Below are 13,685 nucleotides of genomic sequence, written 5' to 3'. Positions count from 1 at the left end.
TTAGGTTACGTTATTATTTTAATTTCTCTTTATAAATGTGATTTGCTGAGGCCTGTACTGTCGGCATAATCGTCATTTCTGCAATATCAACATGGGCTGGTCTGGTTAAACAGTAGTAAGCCGCATCAGCAATGTCTTGTGCCAATAATGGTGAAAATTCCTTGTAAAATGATTGAGCTTTATTTTTATCACCCCAACGAACTTCACTGAATTCTGTCTCAACGGCACCGGGGGCTAATTCAGTGACTCTGATCGGTGTTCCCAATAAATCAAGACGCATCGATTTTGTAATGGCTCTAACGGCTTGCTTGGTAGCACAATACACGTTACCGGCAGGGTAACATTCTTGGCCTGCAATGGAGCCAATATTAACAATATGTCCGTGATTCCGCACTAACATGCCAGGTAAAATACTACGGCTTACATAAAGTAAACCTTTGAGATTTGTATCGATCATGACATCCCAATTATCAACTGAGCCAACTTGGATGGGGTCGCTTGATAGTGCAAGCCCTGCATTGTTAATTAATATATCAATCGATTGCCAACTTGCTGGTAGAGTCCCCAGGCTTAGTTCTACTTCTGATTTATTCCTGACATCAAGGGCTAATGGTAAACAGTCTGTGCCATGCATGGAATAGAGCTCAGCTGCAAGATTATCAATTCGTTCTTTTCTACGAGCAGCCAAGATTAGTTTTGCACCGTTAGCGGCAAAAAGGCGAGCACAGGCTTCACCAATCCCGCTGGAAGCTCCGGTAATTAGGATAATTTTGCCGTGTAAATTCTGCATGGTACTCATTCTCCCCATTTCATCTCAATGATAAATTATCTATCCAATAATAAAAACATAAGGTAGGTGATATAGACATTTCTGTCTACCCACTTCGCTTAAGGAGATAAGATTTGGCTATGCCATTGATTATCAAGCCAGGTATATTCAGTGACATCGGATAACTCATCCGAGCGCAATGCGTAAAAAACAAATTTGGTCGGTTTAAGGCGAAAACCACAGTAGAAGGGGTTAAATGGCAATAATTTTCTGCCGTATTCCAGTTTAAGTTGCCGTTTTTTGCTTTCGATCATTTCTTTGGAGGCTATAGGCTGTGTAGAGGTTGGTGCATAAGCAGCAAATCGGATTTGAGCTGTTTGTGGGTAGCTGTGCCAATAGTGTTCATTTTCGACTTTTGATAAGCGCTCAACGAATCCCTCAAGAGTAACTTGCCTCTGTTTCAATTCAAACCAAAATAGTAGTGAGGCTCGCGGATTATTTTCCAATTCAGTTACTTTTCTTGTTCCTTTCTGAGTGAAAAATAATAAAGAGTCCGTTGAGATTTCACGTATTGCTACTACACGGCTATGAGGTATAGCTTGCAAAGTTGCAGTTGATAGTACAGCTTGTTTGGGATTAGGTGCGCCGGCTTCCTTTTCCTCATTGAGCCATTGATTTAAAAGTTCAAATGGCATAAATACCTCGCAAGAAAATCCGTTAACTCCATTTTTAATTTTAAGCCATAGATGGTATTTGTGGGGATTTAATTAATTCCGTTGAGCTGGAAAACCCTGCTGTGATAACCGAAATTAAAGATGCCAGATGTTTTTCGCTACAGTCTTTAAGTTTTTTTCTCATTGCTTTGTTGGTTGGCGAGTCAAATTCAACACGATCATTCTGTTCATAACAGCGTAGTAGCCAATCTAAATCTTTCTGAGTTACGGGTGACGAGAACAAAGAGCTCAGCCTGGAGGGTGGTTTAATTGATTTACTGAGTTCTGCCAGATCAACAGCAACCATTTTTCTGAGTTTATCTCTTAGTATGAGTGTTCCCTCGATGTTTAACAAAAGATTATGCAAATTGACCCGTTGTTCTGGGTCCATTAAAGCAATGAGCCGATCTTGAAAGTGGTTTTCCAAACTCAGCAATAAAGTTGGATATTTTTTTTCTGTAAGCCACGTTTTATCCTGGGCGGCTATTCTTAAGCGCAAAACATTAAAATCCCTATCTACATTAGCCTCATCAATTAGGCAAAATTGTCTAAGCGCTGTAAAAAATTCCAATATTGCCTCTGGATTAGGCCGGTCTTGCTTATATTTTGCTGCCATTTTCATGATGAAATTTTTTACTAATTCGCAAATAAATGCTTCGGGTTTTTTTTCAAAGTGCTCAAATAAACCATCGTTGCTGAAACCAAGCTCAAGGTATTGCTTTACTAAGTCAACCCCGGCCATGCCGGGGTGGGTATTCCTGAAATTAAGAATCCTTTGCAGGGGGTTGTTAGCACCAAAAAGAGTTAATAAGAGAGGGGACAGGGCAAAAAAATCGCTGCTTTCTGAATAGTAGCCATCTAGAAGTTCGATTGCAAAATGCTCAAGAGTTCCTTGTGGGCATTGTGGATTACTAACGATAGGTTTCGCATAATCATCATCAAGATAGCAGACATCAACTTGGTAGATGTTGCCGTTAAGAGTTTTCTTGATTCTTATCTTCACATTACTGCCCTTGATATCACCATGTACAACCGAGGGGCCGAAGGTATTGTTATAATGCCTGCTATTTAATCCCTGAATGAGTTGCCAGGCCACATCTACAACCTGGATAAAATTTAACTCCCTCAACTGTGGATTCTTTTCTCCCTCTGGATGGATATGAAATCCATCAATATATTCCATGATGAGGACGTCTTTACCTGCTAATTTCAGAGTAGCTATTTCTGAATCGTAAAATTGGTAGGGGGATGGATGCTTTCCTGCTTCATAAAATTTCAGGGCAACTGCCTGGGTTTTATCAAGAGTAATGTCTTCTTTCTTTACTCGGCAAGGTTTTAATTCGGTTTGCGGAGAGCGTAATGTGCATTGATAACCTTTATAGACCGATCCACCTAATGGTTCAGAGTAATCGCTGGCATAATAAACAATTTTTCCGTTTTTCAGCTTAACTGGAAAGAGAACAAAGGTTTGCTCACTATCAGTTTCCCTATCGCCCATAGAAGCCTTCGCCTTATTTATTTCTGTGACGGTGAATACAGGGAAAGCATTATATCATTTGCCCGTAAATCATGCATTAAAAATCACAAAAAGTCACAAAAAATAATCTGGTTGAGCATTATTTGTATCGAAATACTATACTCTAATTAACCTATTGAAGAAGATAAATAATCTTATTGTTTTATTTTAATGCATTATATCTTTTCAATACTTTAACAATCTGTTTAATATTTGCTTAGCCTTAAGGGATTAAGGTAGAAGAATAAATCTGTAGATCTAGTTGGATGCTAGGCCATCTACATTTGCTTCGCATCCAGATCTGAATCTTTATAAGGAAGATGAAATGATACCTGCAAGCGAAGTAACTAAAGCACTTGATGAAACAAAAAAACGTCTCATTATTGAACAATATTTGAGGGGGAAATACAAGCAGGGCTTTAACCCGCGCTGGCTGGATAATATGGATAATTATGGCCATTTAGCCGACGCCATTGACTTTTTCTATAATCTGAACAATGACAATTTAAATATTATTGCAATCGGTAGTGACAATTTAGAAACTCGCAAAACTCATGAAGTACAATTTAACGAATTAGCACGTTTATTAGACGAACTCGTAGTCTTCACTGGTGTTGCCCCACCAGTGGCGACTTCATTCAATGAGAAAGCTGCCATTTTAGTTGGGCTTGAACTTAACCAACGGCTTGAATCTCGTTCTTTAAGAGACTTGCATGCCCAAAGTAGCAATTTAGGGGTTGCTGAAAAATTGCTTAATGGTGATTTAGGTCCAACTGAATGGCTAGGTGAAGTTGATTTAGAGCGCCTGTTAATTAAGATGGGTGTCAAAGATAGAGTGCATATTACCCGATTAACTGCGGAAGATATCGGGATGATTTTGCATTTTGAGAGAGCGAAACATGCCAATGCAACAGTACCCTATACGATTCCATTGCTTATAAATCGAGGCAGTACCGATTCGTTGCGTAGCCAGGGCTCTCATTGGACTTATGCAATGGTGACTGTTGATCCAACGACCAATTCAGTGACTATCGCTTATCAGGATTCGATGGCGTTGAGTGGGACTGAACAAGGTATTTTAACTGATGCAATCAATTATACACATGGGCTTTATAGCGCCTTCCCGGGTGCTACAACCAAAACAGTTACTCCAGCGTCAGATAATTTGCAAAGAGATAGTTGGAGTTGTGGTTATCGCGCATTGAGGGGGTTATTAACTGCACCTGGTTTTCCAACTCATGGTGGTGTGACTGCGGGTCCCGCGTGGATTCAATTTACAGGGTCTGAAATAGAATCTTATGCTCTAAGAAACGCGGCTTATCAATTGTTATTAAGCGATTTGGAAATTGATCCAGACTATTTTGTGGCAATGGAACTCGATGATGAGGTTGTAGGATCTTCCAAGAGTGGTAAAAAATATGAGGTTGATAAAGAGTTTACCAAGCACTATATGGACTTGTTATTAGCTGGCGGTAATAAAACCAAACCAGTTATAACCACCAACCATTTTGAAAAAGAATACCAGGCAATTCTCAAACAGATGGGAGGAAAAATAGAAACAGAACGCACTGCTAGTATAGAGCGTCTTAATAAAAATATAAAAGCAGTCGTTGAAGCTAAAGATTTATCTCCTGATGCAAAAATTATTGCTCTGTTGAATGTCTACGCTGATGAATATGCTCAGATTCTAAAATCATCAGGTGGAGCAGGTAGTAAATTAGGTAAATATCTTAAAACATTTTGTGAGAAAAATTTTGGTGTTGAGCTAGGTAAAGAGCAAAACTACCGCATCAAAAAAGACGGTTTAATGATGCGTATCTTTAAGTCTCAGTTGGATGTGAAGCCTGAACACGTTGATGAAGAGAGCTTATTGCCGCCAGTGATAAAAACTGAGATCGGAGTAACTGAAACCTCAAAAAGTACCCCTGTGGTTGGTTCAGAGAGATTAAGTGTCTCTACTACCGTTAGTAAATCAGTCGACCAGGTTGTCCGAAGAGATTTAAGTCAACCACAACTACGCACAGACAAAGAATTAACGCGTTTAGGCAGTATGTTTGGCAGTACACAGTTTTGTTATGCAGAAAAACCAGGTGGTGTAGAACCAGGTTTTAGAGCGATTGATTTGAATGCGGCGTTTTTTAAAGAGTTACAAAAAATTTTAGCGGAAGAAAATCTGCCTTCATTGGAAAAACTCAGCCTCGAGGGTAGAGGTAGGCTTGCTGAATTAAGAGTAAGGCTTAGTAACGGCGATCTGGAAAAAAATCGTTTTGATTTTGCTACTTTTATCAATGTTCATGTGTCAGGCCCTCATAGCAAAAGTGTAATGGATCCAGGGGTTCGATGGCTTTGTAATGAAGTCAAAGAGGCAGTTGCTAAAAATAATAAGCTAAGTGCCTGGATGTATAAACTTGATTATGCTGAAGGACAGAAAAAGAGAATTGATGCGAATAAAGAAGCCATAAGAGAGTTTGTAGGTACACGGTTAGCGGGTATCTTCAGTGATCAAAACCAAAAACAGGAAATAGCTTGGGTTAATAATGGTAAAAAAGGTGCTCATGCTTTATTAGCCTGTGGTTGGAAAAACGGGTTACAGGAATTAAGGCAGTTTCTCCACGGTGGCGATGAGCCGGATTATAATGGTATTTTAGTCGAGGATAGAGATGCACTGATTAAACGTTCCAAAAATATTCCTGGTTTAGGTAAAAATTTAATTTTTGGAATTGCCATCGGTGATAGAGATGGGATGGGTAAAGAAGCCCAGAACAAAGGGTTTGCCGAAGGTGCTTTTTATGGTTTTGACTATGGTAAACCCTATGAAGGTAATGGCGTATGCTCAAGCTTGAAAGATGATTTTTCATTTGAAGATACAGCGGCCAAAATGCCTGCAATCTTTAGAGGCTCTTCCAAAATTGGTATTGCTCGTCATTTTATGTACCGAAACTATAGTGTGTTCTACGATACGCCTTTATCAGACCGTATGGTAGGTGTCCATTTATTAAGAAAAATGATTACTGGCGATAATCCCAGTGAAGAAGTGATAAAAAGCTATCCTGGTTTAAGACAGGAATTAACCCGTATACAAGAGCGCACACCCTCTGCAAAAAATTTATTAAATCGTTTGGCTGATATCAGGGCTGGGAGCGAGGAGGGAAGCAAATTACAAGGTCTGGTCGATACTTATATCGTGAAAATCAGTACAGGAAAACTGACTCCTTTTGCTGCCTATTTCGCTGAAATTAAAATTGATTTAATTAATGAAGCGCTGAAAAACAAGATGCCCTATGACGAGCTCGAGCAATATCTGACTTTTATTGGTGAAATGGAAGCGACGGCTGCTAAAAGTAATGAAAGAATCATAGAGGTGTTTCAACAGCGAGTGTTGCTGACTAGCCATGAAATTGATTTAATCGACAAGTTAGAGAAAATTTTCTCTCCCACTTCGGTTATGTCACATGATGGCACTGTTTTTCTTAATACGATGCGTTTTGATCCGTCAGATAAAAGGATACCCTTTGAGTTATCAAGAAAAGAAAATGGTGATTATATCCTAAGTACTTCTAAACCAGAGGTCGCAGCTAAATTCAAAGAGTTATTTGGAATTGATTTCATTAAACAGAGTGGTGAGCTTTCGACATGTACTGTACCGCAAGAAGACATGCTGAAATTGATGTTTGCAGCTGATGCACAGTATCATCAAAAAAGAGAACAGCAGTTGATTAGGCCTACATATGAACAGCAAACCATCCCTATGCTTGTCTCTTTAATGAATCATGGTGTTGGACCACAAAGAAGAGTTTCTATTATCCCTACATGGCATGAAGACGGTAGTTTGTCTCTTCGTGTTACCGCAAGAACAGCTGATCAGGTTAGAAAAATAGAAGAAATCTTTGGATTGGAGGTCAACGTTAATGAAGCACAGCTAATTGAGATTCCTCCGGAGGGCTTTATGGCACTTCAGAAAAAGATTGCAGTTGCCCATAAGGAAACAGAAGCAGTTGAACTTGATTTTATAGGAAGTTTTCGCCCTAAAACAGATGTTGTTAATGAAGAAATGTCGACGAAATGGAAGACACTTAAAGAAAAGGCTGCGATAGAAGAGCCAGGCACCGCATTATTACTTGAAGAAAACAAGGCTACATTAATTGCACGAATGAAAAGATTAATTACTCATTCAGTGACGCAGGGACAACTTGAGGAAGCAATTGGGGATATTACCAGTTCTGCTGATATAGAAAAACTTATGTCATATACCGATAAGACACTAACGACACCTGAGAATATTCAATGTATTATTGAAGATAGATTAAGTGATATTAAAGTTGTTCCCGAATCTGTGGTAACGGTTGTTCCTACTACAACTGATAACCCAACTGCGGATAAAAGAACTACTTTATTTTAGGAATAACTGATAGGAGGTCACTATGCCCATACAAACCGTAGATCCAGCAACTCTAAAAGACTGGCTAGATAGAGGGGAAGCAATATTGATTGATGTGCGTGAACCAGAGGAGCATCAAAAGGAAAATATTCCAGGTGCTATTTCCCTGCCTTTGGCAAAAATTTCATACCGAACATTGCCTGAGCTGGAGAGTAAGCGCCTTGTAGTCCATTGTGCTCTGGGTAAGCGTGGAGCACAGGCTTGTGAAAAACTCTTGGATGAAAACCCTGAACTTGATATTTATAACCTTGATGGTGGCATTACTGCTTGGCTGCAACATGGAAATAAAGTAAACAGGAATGAGAGTGAGTACTCATAATTTGCACAGGTTTATAGCCCCGTTTGCTCGCAAGCGGGGTAAGAGAACCCTAGTAATGTTATCTAAAAATTCATCCTCATTTCAATGCGCTGATGTAATGAATTATGAGGCGTGCAAGCTCTTCTCTATAGCTGAGACAATTGTTACCATCCTGGGCCGTGGCGCTCGGTGAGAATCCTGGCTGTTGGGACATCACCGCTTTCTGTTTCAGCAACTACTTCATTCTCTTCTTTGCATTTTTGCCACCGTTTCCAGAATCGTCCCTGAGTACCAAAACACCGCATTTCTTGAGATTGACTGGATTCATCCACCCAAACGTCCTTGTTGGTCACATAAACTGTCGGGGTCATTCTGGAGTCTTCCGCTTTTGGATCTAAAATAGCATCACTGATTATTTTACGCAGGTGACCTCGTCTATTAAAAAGTAGTGACTCATTTTCAGAGATTTTTGAAGAAATATTTTTTGTTGATAGCAGAGGATTCGGCCTGGTGAATGAAAAATTTTTCTCATTAAACCCACTTATATATTGTCGATCAAACCCCTCCAAGGCATAACGCTCTATCGATGAATCACCGCTATGCCAAAATTTTTGGTAAATTAAAGCTGTCGTGTTTTTAAGGGCAATATACCGTGCCTCAGACAATTGATTGCCTGGTTTATTATAATCTGGCAAGGCCTTTTTTAATAAATCTGCAAGTTCATGTCCCCTGGTACCCATCTCCCACAAGGCATCAATCATTTTTAAAGAAACAAAGCCCGGAGGTTCTTTCCTTGCAAATTTTTCTTCGCAAAACTGATACAAAAACTCTAATAAACTAACTTTATCCTTTTCTTCTAGCGCTTGAATTGCTTTTTGAGGCAAGGGTGGATTTCGGTCAATCTTTGCTTTAGGCAATTCATCGACCAAACCTTGGGGACCAAGAATAAAATTTTTGCCTATCAGATAGGTACCATTCTCTTCTTCAGTGAGCAATTTTTTCTTTTCCAGGTAATTTGCTTTAAGCAAATTAAGTTTTGTAGTGATTCGATTATATGCTTCCTGTTCTTCAACCGTTTTGTTTGAAAGACGTAATTGCTCATTGTAATTATGGATTGTGGGATTAAGCAGTTGATTTTTAAAAAACTCCAAGTCTAATGCATCTTTACAGTCATGCAATAACGCCTCAACACGGATGAGTTTTGCTTCAAATTTAGTAAATATCGGACGCATCTTACCGTCATCGCCTCGCTGTAGTTTTATAATTTCATTTTTTCTGAATACATGGTAATGTTAAAGAGTTTGCTGATCAATTTGCAAATGGAAAATGACGGCAGAGGATTTATCCGTTAATTATTAGGATTTTTTAGCTCTCCAGGTTGGTTATGGTTTTACTGCAGCTGTAAAAAACAATTCATTAGTTTTTGTTTCATACTGATTCTTACTAGAGTAATAGAACAGCTTGATACCCATTCACTAATATATAATAAATAAGTTGAATAATACGCTAACAAAAATCCGGCATAACATCAAAATGAAAGTGCTCATAAAAAACTGTTTTCTTATCTTCTTGGCCGTCATTGTTTCAAATGCTTTTGCTCAGGAAAAACTTATATTTGCCCTTGAGCTTATTCGACATGGCGATAGAACTCCTTTGGAGGAAATTCCTAACTCGCCGCATGACTGGAAGCGGGGGGTTGGTGAGTTGACGCAAAGAGGATGGTATCAGGAGCTAGAATCAGGCAGGGCTGCACGCACAAAATATGTGAAGCAATATCACTTGTTACCGGCTAATTATAACCCAAGGCTAGTTTACGTACGTTCAACGGATACCAAACGCACCATTGAGAGCGCCAATGCTTTTTTATTGGGTCTTTATCCCTCAAAAATGAGACGGGGTAGTATTCCTGTGCATGCAATCAGTAAAAGTCAGGATAATTTGTTAATTGTTACACCGGGTAAAAATATCTTTTCTTTAATCAAGCTTTATTTCATTAGCCGCAAAGCCTGGCAAGAAAAAACCAGCTATAGACAAGAGAAATTAAGAAAGTGGAGGAGTGTAACTGGTTTATCCTTGAAAAATTATCAGCAAATTGTTCCCTTGGCTGATAATTTATACATTCGTCGAATTCATCATGTACCCATGCCAAAGGGGATTAGTAATGCTGATGCCAATGAAATTATCCAATTAGGTAAATGGGCAGTTGTTAACTATTTTAAGTTGAGGCAGGTTAGCTATCCCATGGGGCATTCGTTTCTGAATGCGGCAAACAATTATTTTGTTAATGCTGTGGAGAAAAAATCCTCTTTAAAATATGTATTACTCTCCGCGCATGACAGCTCCATTATGAGTGTCATGGCCACTTTAGGGGCTCCCTTGGAAAGTATACCGCCCTATGCCTCTCATGTTGATTTTGCTTTGTTTAAAAACAATAAAAATTATTATATTAGAGTAAGTTATAATAATAAGCCGGTAACGATTCCTGCTTGCGGAGGAACAGCTTGTTCCTTGTCCCAGTTTTATGTTTTGACGCAAGCGACGAAACAGCAAATTGCTTAATTGCTTAATTGGTTATCTGATAACGTTTGTTTTACAAATTTTATGATTAACAACGATTACTTTAACTACCATTAGTGCTACCGCTATATTTGGGGTTTTACCGCATATCCAGCCGAAACAAGTAGCGAACTAACTCAGTCCTCTTAACTGAAAATATTGTAATTTATTCACTGAACGACAATCATGCATTGTATAGCAAATGTATTTTAAAATAGAATGTGATCACATTCCCCTGATTCACGTTACCATCGAGTAATATAGTATTGGTGTTATAGTGCTAATAGTCAAAGATAAGGATTTCTAAACATGCGAAGAATCATTGCAACAAACCTTCTTGTATTATCAGTTGCATGCCCTGTATTTGCAGGAACCATGGGTGATGTAATGGTAAAACCACGTCCAATTTTTTATGTTGGTGGCTATGGCGGTTATGGTACCGTTTCAGGTGGGTATAAAAATGACGGCAATGTTGCCCAAGGACGTTTTACATTAGGCGTTCACGCAAAGCACTATAAGCAGTGGATGCTGGGTGGCGAAGTTGGCATCTAATCTGGTAATACAATGCGTCTTGCCACGAGTTCGGAGGTGATCGATTCAACCACGGATTTACTTCCGCAGGCAACATTAAAACCCTTTCTCGATTTATTGTTAACTGTTAAAGGTCAAATACGACCCGATAAACCTTTTTATTATATTCTCAAAGGCGGCATCGCATATCGTCAATTACAATTAGAAGATAGAACATCAACCTATGGAGACGCTTTAAGTAAAGTCGCCGGTGAGTTTCAAGCGGGACTTGGCGTGAACATTACCGAACACGTCTCATTCAACGCTTTTTATCAAGGCATTTATTCCAACAACAATGCTGGCGTTTACTTAGATAGTTCTGGTAACACGCCTATTGCTCATATTCCAACACAGCAAGCTGGATTTTTAGGTGTAGAGTATTCATTTTTTTAAATGGCACGAAATATCTTTCTCTGGTTTAAAGAGTGGTTTCTTACAATCGGGACTTCATTGGTTTTTTTAAAAAGCTCGAACAGCGCGAACACGAAAGTTACTACTATTCGTGCTGGTTGTCACAATGCCCGTTAAAAAGTTTACGCTAAATGCTTGCGAATTCAATGTACCTTGCGTAGAACTCCAATAACTAGATGATGCGGGAGTAGAGCCGCTACACGCCGACCAAAATGTTGTATTCCCTAAAGCAATGCTCGAAGTTGATTGTGCATACAATGTGGCAAGTTCATCCTGAGAGGGAAGATACCAGCTTGTACACTCAGTACACGTATCGCCATCAGAAGTGTAACTATTGGCAGCACTTGCTGCAGGAAAAATACCGATTGTTGATAAAATTGCATTAGTGTTTGCCTCGCCAGTGAAATAGGTTTTTTGTGGCGTTGGTGTTACCGTTGTTGATCCTCCGCTTTGCCATGCCATAGTTGATGAGCTTAGTGCATCTGTCGGTGCGGCAATTAATCCTCGTTGACCTGCTGGTGCATTCGCATCAGAACTCGCATAATAGACCACGCCACCACCAAAGCAGCTCCCTACGGGATGGGCTACGGCTGGAATCGTATTGAGTGCGTTCATTTGCGCCTTGAGTGCGTTTACTTGAGTCAGAAGAACATTGTTAATTGCGTCGATTTGAGTCTGAAGCCGAGCTGCAGCGGCATCCACATCAGCCGTTGATGCAGGTTTAGCAGCTAAAGATACTGATGCTGACAGAGATAACAAAACACAGATACTTTTCTTCATCTAAAATCCTTTTATTAGATTCAATTTCAATTAATAACTGACTAATATAGTTAGGCTCCATTAATTGCCAACTAGCTTGAGATTTATTTCATCAATTTCCGCTTGAATTACTGCCATCTTGCTATCAAGGTAGGCTTTTGATGCAGGGGTTGCAGCATGTACTGTCAAAGCCACCACTATTCCAACAAATGACATTAGCCATTTCCTCTTGCCTCTTATTTTCATTTTTTTCCTCGTTAGCAAGCCAACAAATTAATCTAGAATACGATATATATCATACTCTAAACAACACCCATTATACTCATCAAGGAGTTTGGACAGATTATTAAAAGCCTGTTTATTCTTCGGTATATTGATGACGTGGAATTACAACAGGCTGTTGAAAAATAATTAAATCGCATTAAGCTATCGAATAAATTTTCAAAAGCTACCCTGTTTGATAACAATCAGGAGATTCAATACAGCAGTAAAGAGGAACTGGCTAGCAACGCCTAATCCAGAATGCAATTGTATTATGGAATGGGCTGTACCTTTGGCAAAAATTGGCTCTGCTAGAGGATGAAGAAAGCCGGAATGCACTATTAACCCTATTCACAATGGCTCTACTTTAATCTGGCACTATAGCAATTTGAATGGGGGAATATAACTTATTCAATATGCACAAAATATTGTGCATTCAAGGTCGCTTGACTATCTCATTGCCAGTTTGGGCTGGATATGCTGTAAAACCCCTATTTAGTACAGAAAACAAAAAAGGGAAAAGTACTTTCCCTTTTTTGTCATTTTAAAGAGAACTATTAACCATGGGCGATTTCCCTTTGAACCGCTCTGGCTTGTTGCAGATGTTCAGCAACATGGGCACGAGTAGCTTCTAATTGTCTTCTCAATTGTGGGTTTGTAGCTTCGGTTTTCAACTTGTGATCGATCATGTGTAGGGCTGCAGCATGATCTTTTACCATCGCGTTGATATAGACTCTATCAAAAGCTTTGCCATTGAAGCGATTTAAGGTAGCCAACTCTAGTCGGCCTTGTTTTTGGAGCGCGAGGGCAGTAGCACCTTTTTCTGGCGCAATACCTATTCTCTGGCTCAGGCTTTGAGTTTCTTGCAAGTTTTGATTATGGGCTTTGTACATCCAGGCTGCATAGTTTTTCACAGCTGGACTAGACGCTTTTCTTTGTGCCAATGTGGCGGCTGCCATTTCATTTTGATTAAGGACAACCAAACTACCAAGGATCCTGGCATCAACTTTCATTTGTGCAGGAGTAGCCGGTGCAGCTTGGGTATAACCATTAAAAGGAGAAGTGGCATTCCATTGTTCACATCCAGAAGCCAGCAGAACGGCACCTAAAGACATTGCAGATACAATCAATTTGATTTTCATAGGGGTCCCTTATGTTTAGTGTCCTTGAGATCCAATAGCATACAATATAAATAGGGAAAAACAAACTATGTGATTAGCCCTCGGTGCAGGCATAACCAGGTTTGTTTGAATGACTGTTCCATCATCGCCATATACGCTAATTGAAGTCCCGGATTACAGCCTTCGGTTTTCATCCAGGCTTGTATCTTTAAAAAGTAGGCAGAAATGCTTAATCTCAAGGGCACTTGGGATGGGAGAAGAGAGCTTGTATCC

14 protein-coding genes are annotated in these 13,685 nt (G+C 39.5%); 6 read left to right on the top strand and 8 right to left on the bottom strand.

Translation table 11 applies throughout. The features are described from left to right. Positions 1–13: 13 nt before the first annotated feature. From ACN4Z1_RS14385 to ACN4Z1_RS14375, 3 genes are all read right to left on the bottom strand, one after another. Entirely contained in the window at positions 14–790 is a 777-nt protein-coding gene (locus ACN4Z1_RS14385) for an SDR family NAD(P)-dependent oxidoreductase (protein WP_058447730.1), read from the bottom strand. A 98-nt stretch (positions 791–888) separates the two neighbouring features. Then, positions 889–1,464 (bottom strand): pyridoxine/pyridoxamine 5'-phosphate oxidase, encoded by a 576-nt coding sequence (locus tag ACN4Z1_RS14380; RefSeq protein ID WP_228363945.1) that lies wholly within the window; start codon positions 1,462–1,464, stop codon positions 889–891. A 40-nt stretch (positions 1,465–1,504) separates the two neighbouring features. Then, entirely contained in the window at positions 1,505–2,980 is a 1,476-nt protein-coding gene (locus ACN4Z1_RS14375) for a serine/threonine-protein kinase (RefSeq protein ID WP_228363946.1), read from the bottom strand. A gap of 343 nt (positions 2,981–3,323) precedes the next feature. On the opposite strand from ACN4Z1_RS14375, the gene ACN4Z1_RS14370 reads away from it, so the two are divergent. Further along, the gene (locus ACN4Z1_RS14370; RefSeq protein WP_228363947.1) at positions 3,324–7,397 is read left to right on the top strand and encodes a hypothetical protein; all 4,074 of its coding nucleotides are present in this window, start codon (positions 3,324–3,326) and stop codon (positions 7,395–7,397) included. Positions 7,398–7,419: 22 nt separating this feature from the next. After that, complete coding sequence (locus ACN4Z1_RS14365; RefSeq protein ID WP_058447726.1) at positions 7,420–7,755, top strand: rhodanese-like domain-containing protein; 336 nt, start codon at positions 7,420–7,422, stop codon at positions 7,753–7,755. A gap of 143 nt (positions 7,756–7,898) precedes the next feature. On the opposite strand, the gene ACN4Z1_RS14360 is transcribed toward ACN4Z1_RS14365, so the two are convergent. Beyond that, on the bottom strand, positions 7,899–8,966 hold the full coding sequence (locus tag ACN4Z1_RS14360; RefSeq protein ID WP_228363948.1) for a hypothetical protein: 1,068 nt from the start codon (positions 8,964–8,966) through the stop codon (positions 7,899–7,901). A 301-nt stretch (positions 8,967–9,267) separates the two neighbouring features. On the opposite strand from ACN4Z1_RS14360, the gene ACN4Z1_RS14355 reads away from it, so the two are divergent. The 3 genes from ACN4Z1_RS14355 (at position 9,268) to ACN4Z1_RS14345 (ending at position 11,253) form a co-directional block, all read left to right on the top strand. Next, complete coding sequence (locus ACN4Z1_RS14355) at positions 9,268–10,293, top strand: histidine phosphatase family protein (RefSeq protein ID WP_228363949.1); 1,026 nt, start codon at positions 9,268–9,270, stop codon at positions 10,291–10,293. Between the two features lie 306 nt (positions 10,294–10,599). Continuing rightward, a complete protein-coding gene (locus ACN4Z1_RS14350; RefSeq protein ID WP_228363950.1) occupies positions 10,600–10,842 on the top strand; it encodes a hypothetical protein in 243 nt (80 codons plus the stop codon). A gap of 12 nt (positions 10,843–10,854) precedes the next feature. Further along, positions 10,855–11,253, top strand: coding sequence for a hypothetical protein (locus ACN4Z1_RS14345; RefSeq protein ID WP_228363951.1), 399 nt, complete (start codon positions 10,855–10,857; stop codon positions 11,251–11,253). 66 nt (positions 11,254–11,319) lie between these two features. Here ACN4Z1_RS14345 and ACN4Z1_RS14340 read toward each other — a convergent pair whose 3' ends face one another. Both ACN4Z1_RS14340 and ACN4Z1_RS14335 read right to left on the bottom strand, forming a co-directional pair. After that, positions 11,320–12,051, bottom strand: coding sequence for a DUF1566 domain-containing protein (locus tag ACN4Z1_RS14340; protein ID WP_228363952.1), 732 nt, complete (start codon positions 12,049–12,051; stop codon positions 11,320–11,322). A gap of 60 nt (positions 12,052–12,111) precedes the next feature. Further along, a complete protein-coding gene (locus ACN4Z1_RS14335; RefSeq protein ID WP_255673141.1) occupies positions 12,112–12,246 on the bottom strand; it encodes a hypothetical protein in 135 nt (44 codons plus the stop codon). A 99-nt stretch (positions 12,247–12,345) separates the two neighbouring features. On the opposite strand from ACN4Z1_RS14335, the gene ACN4Z1_RS14330 reads away from it, so the two are divergent. Continuing rightward, positions 12,346–12,441 carry a Tn3 family transposase gene (locus ACN4Z1_RS14330; protein ID WP_419388015.1) on the top strand — a complete coding sequence of 32 codons (96 nt, stop codon included), beginning with the start codon at positions 12,346–12,348 and terminating at the stop codon, positions 12,439–12,441. 407 nt (positions 12,442–12,848) lie between these two features. Here ACN4Z1_RS14330 and ACN4Z1_RS14325 read toward each other — a convergent pair whose 3' ends face one another. Continuing rightward, a complete protein-coding gene (locus ACN4Z1_RS14325; protein WP_228363953.1) occupies positions 12,849–13,433 on the bottom strand; it encodes a DUF4142 domain-containing protein in 585 nt (194 codons plus the stop codon). A gap of 65 nt (positions 13,434–13,498) precedes the next feature. Continuing rightward, a partial coding sequence (locus ACN4Z1_RS14320; protein WP_419413460.1) for a hypothetical protein occupies positions 13,499–13,685 on the bottom strand: 187 nt, incomplete at its 5' end.

Origin of the sequence: Legionella sp. ST3F1, from assembly GCF_048553315.1 — a bacterium.
Taxonomy (GTDB): domain Bacteria; phylum Pseudomonadota; class Gammaproteobacteria; order Legionellales; family Legionellaceae; genus Tatlockia; species Tatlockia donaldsonii.
This window is presented reverse-complemented; position numbering and strand designations above follow the sequence as displayed.